Here is a 21,311-nt window from a genome sequence, read left to right as displayed (position 1 = left end):
GAGGAGCATTGACCTTGGACGATATTCGCAACTTGACGGGGATGCATATTGACATTTTGCGCGAAATCGGCAACATTGGCGCCGGCAACGCGGCGACGGCTTTGTCGACGTTGCTAAACAAAAAAATTGAAATGGCGGTGCCGCGCGTTCAAATTGCGACGTTTGCCGAAATGATGGAATCAATCGGTGGACCGGAACAAGTAGTGGCGTGCGTCTATTTGCGCATCGAAGGAGAAGCGCCGGGAAACATGTTTTTCGTGTTGCCGCCGGAACAGGCTGAGCGGTTTGTCCGTCGGATGATTGGCGATGACTCGTTTTCGTTTCAAGGAGAAGCCCATGAGCTTGGCTGCTCGGCGCTTCAGGAGCTCGGCAATATTTTAGCCGGCTCGTATTTGTCGGCATTGGCTGACTTTACGCGGCTCAACTTGCACCCGTCCGTGCCGGCATTGGCCATCGACATGATTGGAGCTGTGCTGTCGTTCGGATTGCTTGAGCTGTCGCGTGTTGGCGATTACGCCATTTTGATTGACACTGCCATTTACGATGAACGGCGCCCGGACGAAAGCATCAACGGCCATTTCTTTCTTCTACCTGACCCCGAGTCGTTTTCCACCATCTTTCGAGCGTTAGGTGTGGATGGTCTATGAGCACAGCGCAGGCTGTCAAAATCGGCATTGCGGAAATGGAGGTCGTCATAGCGCCGAATGTCATCCGCACGTGCGGGCTTGGGTCGTGCGTCGGTGTCGTCATTTACGATGCAGGCAAGGCGGTTGCCGGCATGGCGCATGTCATGCTTCCGCATTCCTCGATGGCGCGCGGCGGAGTCATCAATGCGGCCAAATACGCTGATACGGCGGTCGAGGCGCTCGTTCAGCTTGTCATTGCCGCTGGCGGGCGGAAAGGGATGCTGAAAGCGAAGCTGGCCGGCGGGGCGCAAATGTTTTCGTTTTCGACAGTTGGCGGCGATATGATGCGCATTGGCGCGCGCAATGTGGAGGAAGTGAAAAAGCAGCTCGAGCGGCTTCACATTCCGGTCGTCGCCGAAGATGTCGGGGGCCATAGCGGCCGCACGATCGAATTTAATCCGCAGACGGGCGTGCTCTCCATCCGCACCGCCGCTCAAGAAATCAAGGAAATATGACCGGGATGCGCCGTTTCCGCAAGGCAAGGGGGAGAAGAATGGGAAGCGCGCTAAAAGGAGAAGAACGGAAATACTGGGATGAATGGATCAATGGCCGCGACCGTCACGCGGCCGAGGAGCTGGTGCAGCGCTATATGCCGCTTGTTTTCTACCACGTGCAGCGGCTTTCGGCGACGCTGCCGAGCTCCGTGCCGAAGGATGAGCTCGTCAGCCTTGGACTCGTCGGCTTATACGATGCGTTGGAGAAATTTGACCCATCGCGTGATTTGAAGTTCGACACGTACGCCTCGTTCCGCATCCGCGGCGCCATCTTAGACGGTTTGCGCAAAGAAGACTGGCTGCCGCGCAGCATGCGCGATAAGGCAAAAAAAATTGAGGAAGCGATCGAGCGGCTTGAACAGCGGCACATGCGATCGGTAACGGCGAAAGAGATCGCCGCTGAGCTCGGGATGACGGAAGAGGAAGTGCAGGCGGCGGCGAGTGAAACGTTTTTTTCCCATTGGCTGCCGCTCGGGCAGACGACCGTCGACGAAGATGAAGGACTGCTTTCGGTTCGCGACGACCGCGCTCCGCTTCCCGAGGAGCAAATCGTTAAGCAGGAAATGATCGAAAAGCTGGCTGAAGCCATCGGACAGCTGAATGAAAAAGAGCAGCTCGTCATCAGTTTGTTTTATAAAGAGGAGCTGACGTTTACAGAAATCGGGAGCCTTTTGCATTTGTCGACATCAAGAATTTCGCAAATTCATGCGAAAGCGCTTTGGAAACTGCGCCGCTTTTTTGAAAAAGAGCCATGAGGGGAGAGAAAACGCGATGGACATCCAGCTTCCAGCGTTGCAAAGCGTCATGCCGAAAGCGCCCGACGCGGAAAGGCTTCAAACCTCAACGCAACAACATTCCTATGCCGTGCAGGCGCAAATGGCAGCTGCCGGCCAAAAGCGGGCGGAGCGTGCGCGTCGTCGGGTGACGGATAAACGAACGAGCGCCCGTCTTGAGCAGGAGGCGTCCCGTTTTGGAGGACACCCTTATAAAGGAAAAACGATCGACATTCAAGGATAGTGAACATCATGATGGCATTTTGGCTAACGATCAGTTTGCTGTTGCACGCCTTGTCGTTTTGGTTGATCATTGTGCTTTTCCTTCGCCTGTCGCGGCTTGGCGAGGCGGAGAGGCGGGCCGAGGAGCTCGAGGAAGCCATGACCGCTTATCTCGCTGCCTGGAAGGAAGAAAACGAGCGCTTTTTGGCTGAACTTGACTCGTTGCTTAATAGCGGCGCGGCTCCATTCGTTTCTGCACCGGAAACGAACGATGCGCCCAGTGGGCAACGGGGCGCGAACGGGAAAGAGACGGCGTCCATGCCGGGGGCAGGAGGCGGTGAAATCGGAGCGGGGTTCGAAAAGCGAACAGCGGAAGCAAAAAAGGGGGAAAACGAGCCGGCGGAGCGGGGAGAAACCGAAAAACGCGCCAAAACAAACCGTCCAAGCGCCGCTCCGGGCTATTTCCCAGACATCGAAGCGGTCAAGGATGTGCTCGAACTTTCACACGCCCGACCGGCCGACGCGAGTGAGCTTGCTCGCCGCCTATATGCGGAAGGAGAGACAGTCGAGGAAATTGCCAAACAGCTCGGCAAAGGGAAAACGGAAGTCGAGCTATGGCTCAAATTTGCGCAAAAAACGAATCAATAGGCGAATAACAGCTTGATTTGCCGCTTGCAGTTGTGATATATTTTTTCATGGTGTGAATACACACGCCTGGTGATTTCAGCAACGGTGCTGGCAACGCCAGTCTTGCTGAAAGATGAGGCAGGCGGAGGACCAAAAACCACTAAGGAAACAGGAGGAGCATACATGTCGGTTATTTCGATGAAACAACTGCTTGAAGCTGGCGTCCACTTTGGACATCAGACGCGCCGTTGGAATCCGAAGATGAAAAAATACATTTTCACGGAGCGCAACGGCATCTATATCATCGACTTGCAAAAAACGGTGAAAAAAGTCGAGGAAGCCTACAACTTCGTTCGCGAATTGGCGGCGAATGGCGGCAAAATTTTGTTCGTCGGCACGAAAAAACAAGCGCAAGAGTCGGTGAAGGAAGAAGCGGAACGCTGCGGCATGTTTTATGTCAACCAACGCTGGCTCGGCGGCACGCTGACGAACTTCGCTACGATCCAAAAGCGGATCAAACGGCTGCGTGAAATTGAAAAAATGGAAGAAGATGGAATATTTGACGTTCTGCCGAAAAAAGAAGTCATTCGCTTGAAAAAAGAAAAAGAGCGTCTTGAGAAGTTTTTGGGCGGCATCAAAGACATGAAAGAGCTGCCGGATGCGTTGTTTGTCATTGACCCGCGCAAAGAGCGGATCGCGGTGGCGGAAGCGCGCAAGCTGAACATCCCGATCATCGGCATCGTCGACACGAACTGCGATCCGGATGAAATTGACTATGTCATTCCGGCCAACGACGACGCCATCCGCGCTGTTAAGCTGTTGACTTCGAAAATCGCCGACGCCGTGCTTGAGGCGAAACAAGGCGAAGAAGCGGCCGTCGCAGCAGAGTAACGATGCACAAGAAAGGTGATAAGAGGGGAAAGCCTTTTATCACCTTTTTTTGAGACAGAAATGAGCAACTTTTGGCTATACTAACGAATAAGGGCAAAACGGGAAGCCGCTGCCGGCACCGATACATATACGGGACAATGAGAAGGAGGATTTTTTTATGGCGATTACAGCACAAATGGTGAAAGAACTGCGCGAAAAAACAGGCGCAGGCATGATGGACTGCAAAAAGGCGCTCACCGAAACAAATGGTGACATGGAGAAAGCGATCGACTGGCTGCGCGAAAAAGGAATTGCCAAAGCGGCGAAAAAAGCGGACCGCATCGCGGCCGAAGGGATGGCGTACATTGCGGTGGAAGGCAATACCGCCGTCATTTTGGAAGTGAACTCGGAAACGGACTTCGTTGCGAAAAACGAAGCATTCCAAACGCTTGTCAAAGAGCTGGCCGCCCACTTGCTGAAACAAAAGCCGGCTTCGCTTGATGAAGCGCTCGGTCAAACGATGGACAACGGCTCGACCGTCCAAGACTACATCAACGAAGCGATCGCCAAAATTGGTGAAAAAATTACGCTTCGCCGCTTTGCCGTCGTCAATAAAGCGGACGGCGAAACGTTCGGTGCGTACTTGCACATGGGCGGGCGCATCGGCGTATTAACGTTATTAGCCGGCAATGCGAGCGAAGACGTCGCCAAAGATGTGGCCATGCACATTGCCGCACTTCATCCGAAATACGTCTCGCGCGACGACGTGCCGCAGGAAGAGATTGCGCATAAGCGTGAAGTGTTGAAGCAGCAAGCCTTAAACGAAGGCAAGCCGGAGAAAATCGTTGAAAAAATGGTCGAAGGCCGGCTGAACAAGTTTTACGAAGACGTCTGCCTGCTCGAGCAAGCGTTCGTGAAAAACCCGGATGTGACGGTGCGCCAATACGTCGAATCGAACGGAGCAACAGTCAAGCAGTTCATCCGTTACGAAGTCGGCGAAGGGCTCGAAAAACGCCAAGACAATTTTGCAGAAGAAGTCATGAGCCAAGTCAGAAAACAATGACGGACCGCAACAGGGAACACGCGCGTGTTCCCTGTTTTTCAAAGTGATTCGCATCATGGAGGTTGGACATGGAACAGCCAAAATACAAACGCGTCGTGTTAAAGTTGAGCGGGGAAGCGCTCGCTGGAAAGCAAGGGTTTGGCATTCAACCGGCGGTCATTCAGTCGATCGCCAAACAAGTGAAAGAAGTTGTTGAACTGGGCGTCGAGGTCGCCATCGTCGTCGGCGGCGGCAACATTTGGCGTGGAAAAACGGGAAGCGAAATGGGCATGGACCGGGCGACGGCTGATTACATGGGCATGTTGGCGACGGTGATGAACGCCCTCGCTTTGCAGGACAGCCTTGAGCAGCTCGGCGTGGAAACGCGGGTGCAAACATCGATTGAAATGCGGCAAGTGGCCGAACCGTACATTCGCCGCCGGGCGATTCGCCATCTTGAGAAAAAACGAGTTGTCATTTTCGCCGCCGGCACAGGCAACCCGTACTTTTCGACCGATACGACCGCGGCCTTAAGGGCGGCGGAAATCGAGGCGGACGTCATTTTAATGGCGAAAAACAACGTCGATGGCGTCTACAGCGCCGACCCGAACGTCGACGCCAATGCGGTCAAATACGATGAGCTGTCGTACTTGGACGTCATTAAGCAAGGGCTCGGCGTCATGGATTCGACTGCTTCCTCGCTTTGCATGGACAACAACATTCCGCTCATCGTCTTCTCGATTATGGAAGAAGGCAATATTAAACGCGCTGTGTTAGGTGAAAACATCGGAACGATCGTAAGGGGGAAATAATGATGGCAAAGCAAGTGATCCAACAGGCGAAAGAAAAGATGGATAAAGCGGTGCAAGCGTTCACCCGCGAGCTGGCAAGCATTCGCGCCGGACGGGCGAACGCAGGGCTGCTTGAGAAAGTAACCGTTGACTATTACGGCGTGCCGACGCCAATCAACCAACTGGCCTCCATCAGCGTGCCGGAAGCGCGGCTGCTTGTCATTCAGCCGTACGACAAATCGGCCATTAAAGAAATGGAAAAAGCGATTTTAGCATCGGATTTAGGGCTGACGCCATCGAATGATGGATCCGTCATTCGTCTTGTCATTCCGCCGCTCACCGAGGAACGGCGCCGCGAGCTCGCGAAGCTTGTCAAAAAGTATTCAGAAGACGCGAAAGTCGCGGTGCGCAACATCCGCCGCGATGCGAACGATGAATTGAAAAAGCTCGAGAAAAACGGCGAGATTACGGAAGATGAGCTCCGCAGCTACACGGACGAAGTGCAAAAGCTGACCGATGACCACATCGCCAAAATTGACGCCATCACAAAAGAAAAAGAAAAAGAAGTGATGGAAGTATAGGCAAAACGATGCAAACCCTCTATGTTGATGGAGGGTTTTTTTGCTATAATGGAAAGGCAAAACACGATCCCGGAGGACTCGTATGTTCAATAAAATGCGAAAAACAAAAGAGAAAGACGTCCCGGTGACGAAAGAAGAGGTGCTCAGGCATCCGATGCCGAACCACGTCGCCATCATTATGGACGGAAACGGGAGATGGGCGAAAAAGCGGGCGCTGCCGAGGGCGGCCGGCCATTACGAAGGCATGCAAGTTGTGCGCAAAATCACTCGTTTTGCGAATGAGCTGGGGATTCAGATTTTGTCGCTTTACGCGTTTTCGACAGAAAACTGGAAACGTCCGAAAAGTGAAGTCGATTATTTGATGAAGCTGCCGGAACAGTTTTTGACGACGTTTCTTCCCGAGCTCGTCGCCGAAAATGTCAAAGTCCAAGTGATCGGTCATACGGAGGCGCTGCCCGATCATACGCGCCGGGCGGTCGAGAAAGCCGTGAAGGAAACAAGCGGCAACACCGGCCTTGTGTTAAACTTTGCCCTTAATTATGGAAGCCGGGCGGAAATCGCTGCCGCCGTAAAGCAGATCGCCAAAGACGTCGAACGCGGGATGCTCGCGCCGGAAGACATCACCGAGCCGCTCATTTCCTCGTACTTGATGACGAGCGGGCTCGCTGACCCTGACTTGCTCATCCGTACGAGCGGGGAGATTCGCTTGAGCAATTTCATGCTTTGGCAGTTGGCGTATACGGAACTTTGGTTTACGGATGTCTTATGGCCGGATTTTACGGAGCAACATTTCTTAGAGGCGATTGCCGCTTACCAGCGGCGCGACCGCCGATTTGGAGGAGTGTCAGCGCGATGAAGCAGCGAATCATCACCGGAGTCATAGCGGCGGCGCTCTTTTTGCCGATTGTTATTTTTGGCGGATTTCCGTTTATAATAGTAACATATATATTGGCCACGATTGGGCTGTTTGAATTGTTGCGGATGAAAGGGATGCACCCGTTGTCGTTTGTCGGGGCGGCTGGATTGATCGCCCTTTGGCTGTTGCTCGTTCCCGCCCGTTACGGCGGCGAGTGGTTGGCGTCTGGGACCGCCAAATTTGGCGTGCTCGCCGCTTTGGCTTTTTTGTTGCTTGTCGGTACGGTCGTGACGAAAAATGCGCTCTCGTTCGATGAGGCGGCGTTTGTCGTTTTGGCGGTCGTCTATGTCGGCGTAGGGTTTTTCTGTTTCGGCGCTGTTCGTTTGGTTGGGTTCGTGTACTTCGTTTATGCCTTGTTTGTCATTTGGGCGACTGACATTGGGGCGTATTTCTTTGGCCGCGCGTTTGGCCGGCGCAAGCTATGGCCGGAGATCAGCCCAAAAAAAACGGTGGAAGGCGCCATCGGCGGCATCGCTTCCGCGGCTGTTGTCGCCGCGATTTACGAGTGGGCGGCGGCGCCGTTTGGCAGTTTGGCGGCCGCGCTTGGCGTCGCGCTGCTGCTGTCGGTGTTCGGTCAGCTCGGCGATTTGATCGAATCGGCATTTAAGCGCCATTACGGCGTCAAAGATTCCGGGGCGATTTTGCCGGGACATGGCGGCATTTTAGACCGGTTTGACAGCTTGCTGTTCGTGCTGCCGATATTGTACATATTGCTTGAAATCGCACGATAAGCGGGTGAGGAGTGAAACGATTGAAATATATTAGTATATTAGGGGCGAGCGGATCGATCGGCACACAGACGCTCGATGTCATCCGCGCCCATCCGGACGAATTCCGCTTGGCCGCCGCATCGGTCGGGAAAAATATCGAGGCGGCGAGGCGGCTGATCGCTGAATTTTCCCCAAGTCTTGTCGCCGTCGCTGACCGTGATGCGTATAAAGTTCTTTATCGCGAGTACCGCGGGCGGACGACGATCGTGTACGGAGAGGAAGGATTGATTGAAGCAGCCGTTTGCCCACAAGCCGATGTTGTCGTCACCGCTGTCGTCGGCAGCGTCGGCCTTGTGCCGACGCTGAAGGCGATTGAAGCGGGAAAAGCGATCGCCCTCGCCAACAAAGAGACGCTCGTTGTCGCCGGACATCTCGTCATGGCTGCAGCCAAGCGGCGCGGTGTGCCGCTGTTGCCAGTTGACAGTGAACATTCCGCCATTTTTCAATGTCTGCAAGGGGAAAGGATGGAACACGTTGACAAACTCATTCTGACCGCATCCGGCGGCAGCTTCCGCGACAAGACGCGCCGAGAGCTCGCTCATGTGACGGTTGAGGAGGCGCTTTGCCATCCGAACTGGTCGATGGGGGCAAAAATTACGATTGATTCGGCGACCATGATGAATAAAGGATTTGAGGTCATTGAGGCTCATTGGCTGTTCGGGCTGCCGTATGAGCGGATTGAGGTTGTTTTGCATCGAGAAAGCATCATCCATTCGCTCGTTCAGTTCCGTGACACAAGTGTATTGGCGCAGCTTGGAACGCCGGATATGCGCGTTCCGATCCAATATGCGCTTGCGTATCCAAAGCGGTTGCCGCTCCCATCCGCCAAGCCGCTTGATTTCATCTCGCTTGGGGCGCTCCATTTCGCCCCGGTTGATTTCGACCGCTATCGCTGTTTGCGTCTCGCCTATGAGGCTGGCAAGCGCGGCGGCTCGCTGCCGACGGTGTTGAATGCGGCCAATGAGGAGGCGGTGGCGGCGTTTTTAGCCGGGCGCATACCGTTTTTGGCCATCGAGGAGTGGATTGAACGCGCGCTCGAGCGCCATCGGCCAGTGAGCAATCCGCAGCTTGAGGACATTCGTGAAATCGATGCGGACGCGCGCGCCTACGTCCGCTCACTACTATCATAAAGGTGGTTGAAACGTTGGAATCGATCATTTCATTTATCGTCGTCTTTGGTGCCCTCGTCTTTTTTCACGAGCTCGGCCACTTGCTGCTAGCAAAACGGGCCGGCATTTTGTGCCGCGAATTTGCCATCGGCTTCGGGCCGAAAGTGTTTTCGTTCAAGAAAAACGAAACGGTGTACACGATCCGCCTGCTCCCGCTTGGCGGCTTCGTCCGCATGGCCGGTGAAGACCCGGAGACGATTGAATTGAAGCGTGGGCAAGTCGTCGGTCTTTTGCTTGATGAGAGCGGCCAAGTGGAAAAAATCGTCCTCAACCATAAGGACGATTATCCGAATATCCGCGTAGTGGAAGTGGAAGAGGCCGATTTAGAGCATGGCATGTATGTGACCGGCTATACGGACGGCGAGCGGTTCGAGCGGTTTACGGTCAAGGAGCCGGCGTTTTTCGTCGTCGACCGCCAAGAGATTCAAATTGCTCCGTACCATCGCCAATTTGCGGCAAAAACGCTCGGGCAGCGAACGATGACGATTTTGGCCGGACCGCTCGCCAACTTTCTCTTGTCGCTCGTTGTCTTTATCATCATCGGTCTTTTGCAAGGCTATCCGGTCGACAAGCCGGTGATCGGCGAGCTGACGCCGGAAGGAGCGGCGCGCGCCGCCGGCTTGAAGCAAGGGGATAAAGTGATCGCCATTAACGGCGAACGGATGGAAACATGGACGGAAATCGTCAACACGATTCGCGCCCATCCGGGAGAACCGCTTCAGTTTCAAATTGAGCGGAATGGGAAAGAACGGAGTGTGACGGTCACTCCGGAGGCGAAAACGGTGCAAGGGGAGACGATCGGCTTGATCGGCGTCTATCAGCCGATGGAAAAATCGGTGTTGGGCTCGATCAAGCAGGGGCTGGTTGAGACGTATTACTGGACGCGGGAAATTGTAACGGGGCTCGGCCAATTGATCACCGGCCAGTTTCAGCTTGACATGCTGTCCGGACCGGTCGGCATCGCTGTATCGACCGGCAAAGTGGCGGAGTCTGGGATCTACTACTTGATGAAATGGGGCGCGATTTTAAGCATCAACCTGGGGATTGTCAACTTGTTGCCATTGCCGGCGCTAGACGGCGGGCGGCTCCTCTTTTTCGCCATTGAAGCGGTGCGCGGCAAGCCGGTCGACCGGCAAAAAGAAGGAATGGTTCATTTTATCGGCTTTGCCTTGCTGATGTTGCTGATGCTTGTGGTGACATGGAATGACATTCAAAAATTTTTCCTATAGAGAGAAAACGAGGTGGCTAATGGATGAGACAAAGTCAAGCATTTATTCCGACGTTGCGTGAAGTGCCGGCGGATGCGGAAGTGAAAAGCCATCAGCTCCTGCTGCGGGCCGGCTTCATTCGTCAAAGCGCAAGCGGCGTCTATACGTTTTTGCCGCTTGGGCAGCGTGTTTTGCAAAAAGTGGAAGCCATCATTCGCGAGGAAATGAACCGAATTGGAGCGATGGAGCTCTTCATGCCGGCCTTGCAGCCAGCTGAGCTTTGGCAGCAGTCCGGCCGCTGGTACTCGTACGGGCCGGAGCTGATGCGCTTAAAAGACCGGCACGAGCGCGATTTCGCCCTCGGGCCGACGCATGAGGAAATGATCACGGCGATCGTCCGCGACGAGGTGAAAACGTACAAGCGGCTGCCGCTTGTCTTGTATCAAATCCAAACGAAATTCCGCGATGAAAAGCGTCCGCGTTTTGGGCTGTTGCGCGGCCGCGAGTTCATGATGAAAGACGCCTACTCGTTCCATACGTCGAAAGAAAGCTTGGATGAAACGTACAACAACATGTATGAGGCGTATGCGAACATTTTCCGCCGCTGCGGATTGAACTTCCGCGCCGTCATCGCCGACTCGGGGGCGATTGGCGGCAAAGATACGCATGAGTTTATGGTGTTATCTGACATCGGCGAAGATACGATCGCCTACTCCGATGCGTCTGACTATGCCGCCAACATCGAGATGGCGCCGGTCGTGGCGACGTACGAAAAAAGCGATGAGCCGCCAGCCGAATTGAAAAAAGTGGCGACGCCGGGGCAAAAAACGATCGCTGAAGTCGCTTCGCACTTACAAATATCGCCGGAGCGCTGCATCAAATCGCTTTTGTTCAATGTGGACGGCCGCTATGTGCTCGTTCTCGTCCGCGGCGATCATGAAGCGAACGAGGTGAAGGTGAAAAACGTGCTCGACGCGACGGTCGTCGAATTGGCGACGCCGGAAGAAACGGAGCGGGTGATGAACGCTCCAATCGGTTCGCTCGGCCCGATCGGCGTCAGCGAAGACGTCACTGTGATCGCGGACCATGCTGTCGCCGCCATCACGAACGGCGTTTGCGGCGCGAACGAGGAAGGATACCATTACATCGGAGTCAACCCGGGCCGCGATTTTGCCGTCAGTCAATACGCCGATTTGCGCTTCGTAAAAGAAGGCGACCCGTCTCCAGATGGCAAAGGGACGATCCGCTTTGCCCGCGGCATTGAAGTCGGGCATGTGTTTAAGCTGGGGACAAAATACAGCGAAGCGATGAACGCCGTCTATTTGGATGAAAACGGCCAAACGCAGACGATGATCATGGGTTGCTACGGCATCGGCGTATCAAGATTGGTGGCCGCAATCGCCGAACAGTTTGCTGACGAACACGGGCTTGTGTGGCCGGCTTCGGTCGCACCGTTTCACATCCATTTGCTTACAGCGAACGCAAAAAGCGATGAACAGCGCGCGTTGGCGGAAGAGTGGTATGAAAAGCTCGGACAGGCTGGGTTTGAAGTGTTGTATGACGACCGCCCCGAACGGGCCGGAGTGAAGTTTGCCGACAGCGATTTGATCGGCATTCCGCTCCGCGTCACCGTCGGCAAGCGAGCGGGCGAAGGCGTTGTGGAAGTAAAAGTGCGGAAAACGGGCGAGACGTTCGATGTGCCGGTCAGCGAGCTTGTCGACACTGCGCGCCGTCTCCTTCAATCATGAGTGCCGGCGCTGGCGAAAAAGAATTCTGTCTTTTTCGCCGGCGCTTTTGTTATGGTATGATATAGAAAGAGAATGATGTTGAGAGGGGAACAAACGGACGTCATGGTGACAAAAGAGCAAAAAGAGCGGTTTCTCATCCTGCTTGAGCAGTTGAAGATGACGTCGGACGAATGGATGCCGCATTTTCGTGAGGCAGCCATTCGCAAAGTCGTGATCGATAAAGAGGAGAAAAGCTGGCATTTTTATTTTCAGTTCGACAACGTGCTGCCGGTTCATGTATACAAAACGTTTGCCGATCGACTGCAGACGGCGTTCCGCCATATCGCCGCCGTCCGCCATACGATGGAGGTCGAAGCGCCGCGCGTAACTGAGGCGGATGTGCAGGCGTATTGGCCGCTTTGCCTTGCCGAGCTGCAAGAAGGCATGTCGCCGCTTGTCGATTGGCTCAGCCGGCAGACGCCCGAGCTGAAAGGAAACAAGCTACTTGTCGTTGCCCGCCATGAAGCGGAAGCGCTGGCGATCAAACGGCGGTTCGCCAAAAAAATCGCTGATGTGTACGCTTCGTTTGGGTTCCCCCCCCTTCAGCTTGACGTCAGCGTCGAGCCGTCCAAGCAAGAAATGGAACAGTTTTTGGCGCAAAAACAGCAAGAGGACGAAGAGCGAGCGCTTGCTGTACTGACCGATTTAGCGAGGGAAGAAGAAAAGGCCGCGTCTGCGCCGCCGTCCGGTCCGCTTGTCATCGGCTATCCGATCCGCGACGAGGAGCCGGTGCGGCGGCTTGAAACGATCGTCGAAGAAGAGCGGCGCGTCGTTGTGCAAGGCTATGTATTTGACGCCGAAGTGAGCGAATTAAAAAGCGGCCGCACGCTGTTGACCATGAAAATCACAGATTACACGAACTCGATTTTAGTCAAAATGTTCTCGCGCGACAAAGAGGACGCCGAGCTCATGAGCGGCGTCAAAAAAGGCATGTGGGTGAAAGTGCGCGGCAGCGTGCAAAACGATACGTTCGTCCGTGATTTGGTCATCATCGCCAACGATTTGAACGAAATCGCCGCAAACGAACGGCAAGATACGGCGCCGGAAGGGGAAAAGAGGGTCGAGCTCCATTTGCATACCCCGATGAGCCAAATGGACGCGGTCACCTCGGTGACAAAACTCATTGAGCAAGCGAAAAAATGGGGGCATCCGGCGATCGCCGTCACCGACCATGCCGTTGTTCAGTCGTTTCCGGAGGCCTACAGCGCGGCGAAAAAACACGGCATGAAGGTCATTTACGGCCTTGAGGCGAACATCGTCGACGATGGCGTGCCGATCGCCTACAATGAAACGCACCGCCGTCTTTCGGAGGAAACGTACGTCGTCTTTGACGTCGAGACGACGGGCCTGTCGGCTGTGTACAATACGATCATTGAGCTGGCGGCGGTGAAAGTGAAAGACGGCGAGATCATCGACCGGTTCATGTCGTTTGCCAACCCTGGACATCCGTTGTCAGTGACAACGATGGAGCTGACTGGGATCACCGATGAGATGGTGAAAGACGCCCCGAAGCCGGACGAGGTGCTAGCCCGTTTTGTTGACTGGGCCGGCGATGCGACGCTTGTTGCCCACAACGCCAGCTTTGACATCGGTTTTTTAAACGCGGGCCTCGCTCGCATGGGGCGCGGCAAAATCGCGAATCCAGTCATCGATACGCTCGAGCTGGCCCGTTTTTTATACCCGGATTTGAAAAACCATCGGCTCAATACATTGTGCAAAAAATTTGACATTGAATTGACGCAGCATCACCGCGCCATCTACGACGCGGAGGCGACCGGGCATTTGCTTATGCGGCTGTTGAAGGAAGCGGAAGAGCGCGGCATACTGTTTCATGACGAATTAAACAGCCGCACGCACAGCGAAGCGTCCTATCGGCTTGCGCGCCCGTTCCATGTGACGCTGTTGGCGCAAAACGAGACTGGATTGAAAAATTTGTTCAAGCTTGTGTCATTGTCGCACATTCAATATTTTCACCGTGTGCCGCGCATCCCGCGCTCCGTGCTCGTCAAGCACCGCGACGGCCTGCTTGTCGGCTCGGGCTGCGACAAAGGAGAGCTGTTTGACAACTTGATCCAAAAGGCGCCGGAAGAAGTCGAAGACATCGCCCGTTTTTACGATTTTCTTGAAGTGCATCCGCCGGACGTGTACAAGCCGCTCATCGAGATGGATTATGTGAAAGACGAAGAGATGATCAAAAACATCATCCGCAGCATCGTCGCCCTTGGTGAGAAGCTTGACATCCCGGTTGTCGCCACTGGCAACGTCCATTACTTGAACCCAGAAGATAAAATTTACCGGAAAATCTTAATCCATTCGCAAGGCGGGGCGAATCCGCTCAACCGCCATGAACTGCCGGATGTATATTTCCGTACGACGAATGAAATGCTTGACTGCTTCTCGTTTTTAGGGCCGGAAAAAGCGAAGGAAATCGTCGTTGACAACACGCAAAAAATCGCTTCGTTAATCGGCGATGTCAAGCCGATCAAAGATGAGCTGTATACGCCGCGCATTGAAGGGGCGGACGAGGAAATCAGGGAAATGAGCTACCGGCGGGCGAAGGAAATTTACGGCGACCCGTTGCCGAAACTTGTTGAAGAGCGGCTTGAGAAGGAGCTAAAAAGCATCATCGGCCATGGCTTTGCCGTCATTTATTTGATCTCGCACAAGCTTGTGAAAAAATCGCTCGATGACGGCTACCTTGTCGGGTCGCGCGGATCGGTCGGCTCGTCGTTTGTCGCGACGATGACGGAAATCACCGAGGTCAATCCGCTGCCGCCGCATTACGTTTGCCCAAACTGCAAGCATTCGGAGTTCTTTAACGACGGTTCAGTCGGCTCAGGGTTTGATTTGCCGGATAAAAACTGCCCGCGATGTGGAACGAAATACAAGAAAGACGGGCACGACATCCCGTTTGAGACGTTTCTCGGCTTTAAAGGCGACAAAGTGCCGGATATCGACTTGAACTTTTCCGGCGAATACCAGCCGCGCGCCCACAACTATACGAAAGTGCTGTTTGGCGAAGACAACGTCTACCGCGCCGGGACGATTGGCACGGTCGCTGACAAAACGGCGTACGGATTTGTCAAAGCGTATGCGAGCGACCATAACTTAGAGCTGCGCGGCGCGGAAATCGACCGGCTCGCGGCTGGCTGCACCGGGGTGAAGCGGACGACCGGGCAGCATCCGGGCGGCATCATCGTCGTCCCGGATTATATGGAAATTTACGATTTTACGCCGATTCAATATCCGGCCGATGACACGTCCTCTGAATGGCGGACGACTCATTTCGACTTCCATTCGATCCACGACAATTTGTTGAAGCTCGATATTCTCGGGCACGACGATCCGACGGTCATTCGCATGCTGCAAGATTTAAGCGGCATCGATCCGAAAACGATCCCGACCGACGACCCGGATGTGATGGGCATTTTCAGCAGCACCGAGCCGCTTGGCGTTACGCCGGAGCAAATCATGTGCAATGTCGGCACGATCGGTATTCCGGAGTTTGGCACGCGCTTCGTTCGGCAAATGTTGGAAGAGACAAGGCCAAAAACGTTTTCCGAACTCGTGCAAATTTCCGGCTTGTCGCACGGCACCGATGTGTGGCTCGGCAACGCGCAAGAGCTCATTCAAAACGGCACGTGTACGTTATCGGAAGTCATCGGCTGCCGCGACGACATTATGGTCTATTTGATTTACCGCGGGCTCGAGCCGTCGCTCGCTTTTAAAATCATGGAATCCGTGCGCAAAGGAAAAGGCTTAACGCCGGAGTTTGAAGCAGAAATGCGCAAACATGACGTGCCGGAGTGGTACATCGATTCATGCAAAAAAATCAAGTACATGTTCCCGAAAGCGCACGCCGCCGCCTACGTGTTAATGGCGGTGCGCATCGCCTACTTTAAGGTGCACCATCCGCTTTTGTATTACGCGTCGTACTTTACGGTGCGGGCGGAGGACTTTGATCTTGACGCCATGATCAAAGGATCAGCCGCCATTCGCAAGCGGATTGAGGAAATCAACGCCAAAGGCATTCAGGCGACGGCGAAAGAAAAAAGCTTGCTCACGGTTCTTGAGGTGGCCTTAGAGATGTGCGAGCGCGGCTTTTCCTTTAAAAATATCGATTTGTACCGCTCGCAGGCGACGGAATTCGTCATTGACGGCAATTCTCTCATTCCGCCGTTCAACGCCATTCCGGGGCTTGGGACGAACGTGGCGCAGGCGATCGTGCGCGCCCGCGAGGAAGGCGAGTTTTTGTCGAAGGAGGATTTGCAACAGCGCGGCAAATTGTCGAAAACGCTGCTCGAGTATCTAGAAAGCCGCGGCTGCCTTGACTCGCTTCCAGACCATAACCAGCTGTCGCTGTTTTAGTGGAAACGCCGCCGCTGAAGGAAGCGGACAGCGCTCTTTCGCCCGAGCGGCAGTTTCCCGTTGCAATATATTTCCCAATGTGTTATAGTTTTAGTGGAATTGGCAAAGATAATGGCAAGCAGAGAGTGGGGAAACCCACTCTTTCGTCTTGAATGGGCACCCATCTCTCGTTCATTCCCCGCCTTGTGCAGGGGATTTTCTCATTATGCCACGCATGCACGTTTGCTCGGTAAGGAGGAACACAATGAGCAAAAAGGTGACAGAAACGGTCGAACAACTCGTCACACCGATCTTAGACGAAATGGGGCTTGAACTCGTCGATATTGAATATGTGAAGGAAGGGAAAAATTGGTTTTTGCGCGTCTTCATTGACTCTGACGATGGCGTCGATATTGAACAATGCGGTGCTGTCAGCGAAAAATTGAGCGAAAAGCTCGATGAAGTCGATCCGATTCCGCATAACTATTTTTTGGAAGTATCATCGCCCGGAGCGGAGCGGCCGCTGAAAAAGGCAAAAGATTTTGCCAAGGCCATTGGGAAACATGTATATATCAAAACGTATGAGCCCATTGAAGGAGAAAAGCAGTTTGAAGGCGAACTAACCGCTTTTGACGGAACGACCGTGACGCTGTTGGTCAAAGACCGCGGACGGCAAAAAACGGTCGCCATTCCGTATGAAAAAGTGGCAAGCGCCCGATTAGCCGTCATTTTCTTCTAATCGCAAAAGGGGGATTTTTGTTGCATGAACACGCAATTGCTTGAGGCGTTAGCCGATCTGATGCGGGAAAAAGGCATCAGCAAAGAAGTCGTGATGGAAGCGATCGAAGCGGCGATCGTTTCGGCGTATAAACGCAATTTCGGGCAGGCGCAAAACGTGCGCGTCGATCTCAATATGGACACCGGCACGATCCGCGTGTTCGCGCGCAAAGATGTCGTCGAAGAGGTGGCCGATCCGCGCCTTGAAATTTCGCTTGAGGAGGCGCAGCGGATCAATCCGAATTATCAAATCGGCGACGTCGTCGAGCTCGAAGTGACGCCGCGCGATTTCGGGCGCATCGCCGCACAGACGGCGAAGCAAGTCGTCACCCAGCGCGTGCGCGAGGCAGAGCGGAGCATCATCTACGCCGAATTTGTCGACCGTGAAGAGGACATTATGACCGGCATCGTTCAGCGCGTCGACCCGCGCTTTGTCTACGTCAGCCTCGGCAAGGCGGAGGCGCTCCTGCCGGCAAACGAACAAATGCCGAATGAAACATATAAGCCGCACGACCGGTTGAAAGTATACATTACGAAAGTGGAAAAAACGACAAAAGGGCCGCAAATTTTCGTCTCCCGCACCCACCCGGGACTGTTGAAACGGCTGTTTGAGCTCGAAGTGCCGGAAATTTACGACGGAACGGTCGAGATTAAATCGATCGCCCGCGAAGCCGGCGACCGTTCGAAAATTTCCGTCCACTCCGACAACCCGGAAGTCGATCCGGTCGGCGCATGCGTCGGACCGAGAGGGCAACGCGTGCAGGCCATTGTTGATGAGCTGAACGGAGAAAAAATCGATATCGTCCGCTGGTCGGCCGATCCGGTGGAGTTTGTCGCCAACGCGTTAAGCCCGGCGAAAGTGTTGCGCGTCATTGTCAACGAGGAGCAAAAGGCGACGACGGTCATCGTTCCGGACTATCAGCTGTCGCTCGCCATCGGCAAACGCGGGCAAAACGCGCGGCTGGCGGCGAAATTGACCGGCTGGAAAATTGATATTAAAAGCGAATCGGAAGCGCGGGAGATGGGCATTGATCCGCATGCGCCATCCACTTCGCTTGATTTCAGCGATGCGGCGGCCGATAATGAAAATAGCGAAGAAAACGGCCCATCGTTTGATCAATCAGCGGAAATCGAGTGAGGGGGAATGAAAAATGGCAGCGCAAAAGAAAATTCCGTTGCGCAAATGCGTCGTCACTGGAGAGATGAAGCCGAAACGGGAGATGGTGCGCATCGTCCGCTCGAAAGAGGGGGAAGTGTCGATCGACCCAACCGGCAAAAAGGCGGGGCGCGGCGCGTATATTACCCTTGATCCGGAATGCATTTTGCAGGCGAAAAAGAAAAACATTTTGGCCCGCCATTTAAAAGCAGACATCGATGATGCGATTTATGACGAATTGCTCGCCTTGGCGGAAAAGGAGAAACAGGCCGGACATGAAGCATAACCGTTGGGCATCGCTGCTTGGATTGGCGCAGCGGGCGGGCAAAGTCGTCTCCGGCGAGGAGCTTGTCGTCAAAGAAGTGCAGCGGGGTCGGGCGCGGCTCGTCTTGCTTTCGCAAGACGCATCGGTCAACACCGAAAAAAAAGTGACGGACAAATGCACGTTTTATGGCGTCCCGCTTTGCAAAGTGCCGGACCGGTATGTGCTTGGCGGCGCGATCGGCAAGGACGCCCGCGTCGTTGTCGCTGTCATCGACGAAGGGTTTGCGCGCCAATTGCAAACGATGCTCGACTGATCTTAATGGGGGTGAATGTATGTCGAAAATGCGTGTGTATGAATACGCGAAAAAACAGAACGTTCCAAGCAAGGACGTCATTCATAAATTGAAAGAAATGAACATTGAAGTGAACAACCATATGGCGATGCTGGAGGCTGATGTCGTCGAAAAACTCGACCATCAATATCGCCCGAACACCGGGAAAAAAGAAGAGAAAAAAGCGGAAAAGAAAACGGAGAAGCCGAAACGGCCGACGCCGGCGAAAGCGGCCGATTTTGCTGATGAGGAAATGTTTGACGACAGCAAAGAAGAGGCGAAAATGAAACCGGCGAAGAAAAAGGGAGCGCCAAAAGGGAAGGAAACGAAAAAAACCGAGGCGCAACAGCAAGAAAAGAAACTGCTCCAAGCGGCGAAAAAGAAAGGAAAAGGGCCGGCGAAAGGGAAAAAGCAGGCAGCACCAGCCGCAAAACAAGCGCCGCAGCCGGCGAAAAAAGAAAAAGAGCTGCCGAAAAAAATTACGTTTGAAGGCTCGCTTACCGTGGCCGAACTGGCGAAAAAGCTTGGCCGCGAACCGTCGGAAATTATTAAGAAGCTGTTTATGCTCGGCGTGATGGCGACAATCAACCAAGATTTAGACAAAGACGCCATCGAGCTCATCTGCTCAGATTACGGCGTTGAAGTCGAAGAAAAAGTGACGATCGATGAGACGAACTTTGAAGCGATCGAAATTGTCGATGCGCCGGAAGATTTGGTTGAACGGCCGCCGGTCGTGACGATCATGGGGCACGTCGACCACGGGAAAACGACGTTGCTTGATGCGATCCGCCACTCCAAAGTGACGGAGCAAGAAGCCGGCGGTATTACGCAACACATCGGTGCGTATCAAGTGACGGTCAATGACAAAAAAATTACGTTCCTCGATACGCCGGGGCATGAAGCGTTTACAACGATGCGGGCGCGCGGCGCGCAAGTGACCGATATCGTCATTCTTGTCGTTGCCGCGGATGACGGGGTGATGCCGCAGACGGTGGAAGCGATCAACCACGCCAAGGCGGCAAACGTGCCGATTATTGTCGCCATCAACAAAATCGATAAGCCGGAAGCGAACCCGGACCGCGTCATGCAAGAATTGATGGAATACAACCTCGTTCCGGAGGAATGGGGCGGCGATACGATTTTCTGCAAGTTGTCGGCGAAAACGAAAGAGGGCCTTGATCATCTTTTGGAAATGATTTTGCTTGTCAGTGAGATGGAAGAATTAAAAGCCAACCCGAACCGGCGTGCGGTCGGTACGGTGATCGAAGCGAAGCTTGATAAAGGGCGTGGCCCGGTGGCAACGCTTTTGATTCAAGCGGGAACGTTGCGTGTCGGCGATCCGATTGTCGTCGGCACAACATACGGGCGCGTGCGCGCGATGGTGAACGACAGCGGCCGGCGCGTCAAAGAGGCGACTCCGTCCATGCCAGTCGAAATTACGGGGCTGCATGAAGTGCCGCAAGCCGGCGACCGCTTCATGGTGTTTGAGGATGAGAAAAAGGCGCGGCAAATCGCGGAGGCGCGGGCGCAGCGGCAGCTGCAGGAGCAGCGAAGCGCCAAAACGCGCGTCAGCTTGGATGATTTGTTTGAACAAATTAAGCAAGGCGAAATGAAAGAGCTGAATTTGATCGTCAAAGCCGATGTTCAAGGATCGGTTGAGGCGCTTGTCGCCGCCTTGCAAAAAATCGATGTGGAAGGCGTGCGGGTGAAAATCATCCACGCGGCTGTCGGCGCCATCACCGAATCGGATATTTCGCTGGCGACGGCATCGAACGCCATCGTCATTGGATTTAACGTCCGTCCGGATGCAAACGCAAAGCGCGCCGCTGAATCGGAAAAAGTCGACATCCGCCTCCATCGCATCATTTACAATGTCATCGAGGAAATTGAAGCGGCGATGAAAGGGATGCTCGATCCGGAGTACGAAGAGAAAGTGATCGGTCAGGCGGAAGTGCGGCAAACGTTCAAAGTATCGAAAGTCGGCACGATCGCCGGTTGCTATGTCACGGACGGCAAAATTACCCGCGACAGCAAGGTGCGCCTCATTCGCCAAGGCATCGTCGTCTACGAAGGGGAAATCGATTCGCTCAAGCGGTATAAAGACGATGTGCGCGAAGTGGCGCAAGGGTATGAATGCGGGTTGACGATCAAAAACTTCAATGATATCAAAGAAGGAGATGTCATCGAAGCATACATCATGCAGGAAGTGGCCCGGGCATGATCGGCTTCGCCGCGTGCGAATGCATCATCTACAACGCCCGCTCTCTCAAGGATAAACGGGCCGTCCTGCAGCGGGTCATGACAAGAATCCGGCAAAAATATAACGTCTCTGTGGCCGAAATTGATCATCAAGACGCATGGCAGCGGGCCAAAATCGGCCTTGTTGCCATTACGTCCAGCCGCCGGGCGACCGAACGGGAGCTCGAGCGGGCGCTTGCTTTGATCGACTCGTTCCCTGAGCTGGAGCGGGCGGCCACATCATTCGAGTGGTTGTAACCG

21 protein-coding genes are annotated in these 21,311 nt (G+C 54.2%); all 21 read left to right on the top strand.

What is annotated here, in order from left to right; all coding sequences use genetic code 11:
* Positions 1-14 precede the first annotated feature (14 nt).
* The 21 genes from GZ1_RS02620 to GZ1_RS02520 all read left to right on the top strand — a co-directional run bounded on the left by GZ1_RS02620 (position 15) and on the right by GZ1_RS02520 (position 21,308).
* The gene (locus tag GZ1_RS02620; RefSeq protein WP_011230744.1) at positions 15-647 is read left to right on the top strand and encodes a chemotaxis protein CheC; all 633 of its coding nucleotides are present in this window, start codon (positions 15-17) and stop codon (positions 645-647) included.
* Complete coding sequence (locus GZ1_RS02615; protein WP_011230745.1) at positions 644-1,141, top strand: chemotaxis protein CheD; 498 nt, start codon at positions 644-646, stop codon at positions 1,139-1,141. Before GZ1_RS02620 ends, GZ1_RS02615 begins: the two co-directional genes overlap by 4 nt.
* Before the next feature lie 38 nt (positions 1,142-1,179).
* The gene (locus GZ1_RS02610) at positions 1,180-1,935 is read left to right on the top strand and encodes a FliA/WhiG family RNA polymerase sigma factor (protein ID WP_033005278.1); all 756 of its coding nucleotides are present in this window, start codon (positions 1,180-1,182) and stop codon (positions 1,933-1,935) included.
* Between the two features lie 16 nt (positions 1,936-1,951).
* Positions 1,952-2,197: a hypothetical protein gene (locus tag GZ1_RS02605; protein ID WP_015374422.1), complete on the top strand. Its 246-nt coding sequence runs from the start codon at positions 1,952-1,954 to the stop codon at positions 2,195-2,197.
* An 8-nt stretch (positions 2,198-2,205) separates the two neighbouring features.
* Positions 2,206-2,823 carry a hypothetical protein gene (locus GZ1_RS02600; RefSeq protein ID WP_060787846.1) on the top strand — a complete coding sequence of 206 codons (618 nt, stop codon included), beginning with the start codon at positions 2,206-2,208 and terminating at the stop codon, positions 2,821-2,823.
* Between the two features lie 162 nt (positions 2,824-2,985).
* The gene (gene rpsB / locus GZ1_RS02595; protein WP_013145737.1) at positions 2,986-3,693 is read left to right on the top strand and encodes a 30S ribosomal protein S2; all 708 of its coding nucleotides are present in this window, start codon (positions 2,986-2,988) and stop codon (positions 3,691-3,693) included.
* A gap of 157 nt (positions 3,694-3,850) precedes the next feature.
* Positions 3,851-4,735 (top strand): translation elongation factor Ts, encoded by an 885-nt coding sequence (gene tsf / locus GZ1_RS02590; RefSeq protein WP_060787822.1) that lies wholly within the window; start codon positions 3,851-3,853, stop codon positions 4,733-4,735.
* Between the two features lie 68 nt (positions 4,736-4,803).
* Positions 4,804-5,526 carry a UMP kinase gene (gene pyrH, locus GZ1_RS02585; RefSeq protein ID WP_011230751.1) on the top strand — a complete coding sequence of 241 codons (723 nt, stop codon included), beginning with the start codon at positions 4,804-4,806 and terminating at the stop codon, positions 5,524-5,526.
* 2 nt (positions 5,527-5,528) lie between these two features.
* Positions 5,529-6,086 carry a ribosome recycling factor gene (frr, locus tag GZ1_RS02580; protein ID WP_011230752.1) on the top strand — a complete coding sequence of 186 codons (558 nt, stop codon included), beginning with the start codon at positions 5,529-5,531 and terminating at the stop codon, positions 6,084-6,086.
* Positions 6,087-6,168: 82 nt separating this feature from the next.
* The gene (gene uppS / locus GZ1_RS02575) at positions 6,169-6,942 is read left to right on the top strand and encodes an undecaprenyl pyrophosphate synthase (protein WP_011230753.1); all 774 of its coding nucleotides are present in this window, start codon (positions 6,169-6,171) and stop codon (positions 6,940-6,942) included.
* Positions 6,939-7,733, top strand: a complete 795-nt coding sequence (locus GZ1_RS02570; RefSeq protein WP_011230754.1) for a phosphatidate cytidylyltransferase — start codon at positions 6,939-6,941, stop codon at positions 7,731-7,733. Before uppS ends, GZ1_RS02570 begins: the two co-directional genes overlap by 4 nt.
* Before the next feature lie 20 nt (positions 7,734-7,753).
* A complete protein-coding gene (gene dxr / locus GZ1_RS02565; RefSeq protein WP_011230755.1) occupies positions 7,754-8,902 on the top strand; it encodes a 1-deoxy-D-xylulose-5-phosphate reductoisomerase in 1,149 nt (382 codons plus the stop codon).
* A 2-nt stretch (positions 8,903-8,904) separates the two neighbouring features.
* Positions 8,905-10,170, top strand: coding sequence for an RIP metalloprotease RseP (gene rseP / locus GZ1_RS02560; protein WP_011230756.1), 1,266 nt, complete (start codon positions 8,905-8,907; stop codon positions 10,168-10,170).
* A 23-nt stretch (positions 10,171-10,193) separates the two neighbouring features.
* On the top strand, positions 10,194-11,897 hold the full coding sequence (locus GZ1_RS02555; RefSeq protein ID WP_011230757.1) for a proline--tRNA ligase: 1,704 nt from the start codon (positions 10,194-10,196) through the stop codon (positions 11,895-11,897).
* Between the two features lie 102 nt (positions 11,898-11,999).
* Entirely contained in the window at positions 12,000-16,304 is a 4,305-nt protein-coding gene (locus GZ1_RS02550; protein WP_060787845.1) for a PolC-type DNA polymerase III, read from the top strand.
* A 244-nt stretch (positions 16,305-16,548) separates the two neighbouring features.
* Positions 16,549-17,022 carry a ribosome maturation factor RimP gene (gene rimP / locus GZ1_RS02545; protein WP_015374427.1) on the top strand — a complete coding sequence of 158 codons (474 nt, stop codon included), beginning with the start codon at positions 16,549-16,551 and terminating at the stop codon, positions 17,020-17,022.
* A gap of 24 nt (positions 17,023-17,046) precedes the next feature.
* A complete protein-coding gene (nusA, locus tag GZ1_RS02540; protein ID WP_015374428.1) occupies positions 17,047-18,198 on the top strand; it encodes a transcription termination factor NusA in 1,152 nt (383 codons plus the stop codon).
* A 13-nt stretch (positions 18,199-18,211) separates the two neighbouring features.
* Entirely contained in the window at positions 18,212-18,502 is a 291-nt protein-coding gene (gene rnpM, locus GZ1_RS02535; protein ID WP_011230761.1) for an RNase P modulator RnpM, read from the top strand.
* The gene (locus tag GZ1_RS02530; RefSeq protein ID WP_015374429.1) at positions 18,492-18,794 is read left to right on the top strand and encodes a YlxQ family RNA-binding protein; all 303 of its coding nucleotides are present in this window, start codon (positions 18,492-18,494) and stop codon (positions 18,792-18,794) included. Before rnpM ends, GZ1_RS02530 begins: the two co-directional genes overlap by 11 nt.
* A 19-nt stretch (positions 18,795-18,813) precedes the next feature.
* Complete coding sequence (gene infB / locus GZ1_RS02525) at positions 18,814-21,033, top strand: translation initiation factor IF-2 (RefSeq protein WP_015374430.1); 2,220 nt, start codon at positions 18,814-18,816, stop codon at positions 21,031-21,033.
* Positions 21,030-21,308: a DUF503 domain-containing protein gene (locus GZ1_RS02520; RefSeq protein WP_015374431.1), complete on the top strand. Its 279-nt coding sequence runs from the start codon at positions 21,030-21,032 to the stop codon at positions 21,306-21,308. Before infB ends, GZ1_RS02520 begins: the two co-directional genes overlap by 4 nt.
* Positions 21,309-21,311 lie beyond the last annotated feature (3 nt).

Source organism: Geobacillus zalihae NBRC 101842, assembly GCF_001544135.1.
GTDB lineage: Bacteria > Bacillota > Bacilli > Bacillales > Anoxybacillaceae > Geobacillus > Geobacillus zalihae.
Note: the sequence above shows the minus strand (reverse complement) of the source record. Positions and strands in the feature narration are given on the sequence as shown.

What these genes read in the sequence shown, in the direction of transcription:
- GZ1_RS02615 (WP_011230745.1), top strand. Translation starts at nt 644, where the DNA reads ATGAGCACAGCGCAGGCTGTCAAAATCGGCATTGCGGAAATGGAGGTC.
- GZ1_RS02610 (WP_033005278.1), top strand. Translation starts at nt 1,180, where the DNA reads ATGGGAAGCGCGCTAAAAGGAGAAGAACGGAAATACTGGGATGAATGG.
- GZ1_RS02605 (WP_015374422.1), top strand. Translation starts at nt 1,952, where the DNA reads ATGGACATCCAGCTTCCAGCGTTGCAAAGCGTCATGCCGAAAGCGCCC.
- GZ1_RS02600 (WP_060787846.1), top strand. Translation starts at nt 2,206, where the DNA reads ATGATGGCATTTTGGCTAACGATCAGTTTGCTGTTGCACGCCTTGTCG.
- rpsB (WP_013145737.1), top strand. Translation starts at nt 2,986, where the DNA reads ATGTCGGTTATTTCGATGAAACAACTGCTTGAAGCTGGCGTCCACTTT.
- tsf (WP_060787822.1), top strand. Translation starts at nt 3,851, where the DNA reads ATGGCGATTACAGCACAAATGGTGAAAGAACTGCGCGAAAAAACAGGC.
- pyrH (WP_011230751.1), top strand. Translation starts at nt 4,804, where the DNA reads ATGGAACAGCCAAAATACAAACGCGTCGTGTTAAAGTTGAGCGGGGAA.
- frr (WP_011230752.1), top strand. Translation starts at nt 5,529, where the DNA reads ATGGCAAAGCAAGTGATCCAACAGGCGAAAGAAAAGATGGATAAAGCG.
- uppS (WP_011230753.1), top strand. Translation starts at nt 6,169, where the DNA reads ATGTTCAATAAAATGCGAAAAACAAAAGAGAAAGACGTCCCGGTGACG.
- GZ1_RS02570 (WP_011230754.1), top strand. Translation starts at nt 6,939, where the DNA reads ATGAAGCAGCGAATCATCACCGGAGTCATAGCGGCGGCGCTCTTTTTG.
- GZ1_RS02555 (WP_011230757.1), top strand. Translation starts at nt 10,194, where the DNA reads ATGAGACAAAGTCAAGCATTTATTCCGACGTTGCGTGAAGTGCCGGCG.
- GZ1_RS02550 (WP_060787845.1), top strand. Translation starts at nt 12,000, where the DNA reads ATGGTGACAAAAGAGCAAAAAGAGCGGTTTCTCATCCTGCTTGAGCAG.
- rimP (WP_015374427.1), top strand. Translation starts at nt 16,549, where the DNA reads ATGAGCAAAAAGGTGACAGAAACGGTCGAACAACTCGTCACACCGATC.
- nusA (WP_015374428.1), top strand. Translation starts at nt 17,047, where the DNA reads ATGAACACGCAATTGCTTGAGGCGTTAGCCGATCTGATGCGGGAAAAA.
- rnpM (WP_011230761.1), top strand. Translation starts at nt 18,212, where the DNA reads ATGGCAGCGCAAAAGAAAATTCCGTTGCGCAAATGCGTCGTCACTGGA.
- GZ1_RS02530 (WP_015374429.1), top strand. Translation starts at nt 18,492, where the DNA reads ATGAAGCATAACCGTTGGGCATCGCTGCTTGGATTGGCGCAGCGGGCG.
- infB (WP_015374430.1), top strand. Translation starts at nt 18,814, where the DNA reads ATGTCGAAAATGCGTGTGTATGAATACGCGAAAAAACAGAACGTTCCA.
- GZ1_RS02520 (WP_015374431.1), top strand. Translation starts at nt 21,030, where the DNA reads ATGATCGGCTTCGCCGCGTGCGAATGCATCATCTACAACGCCCGCTCT.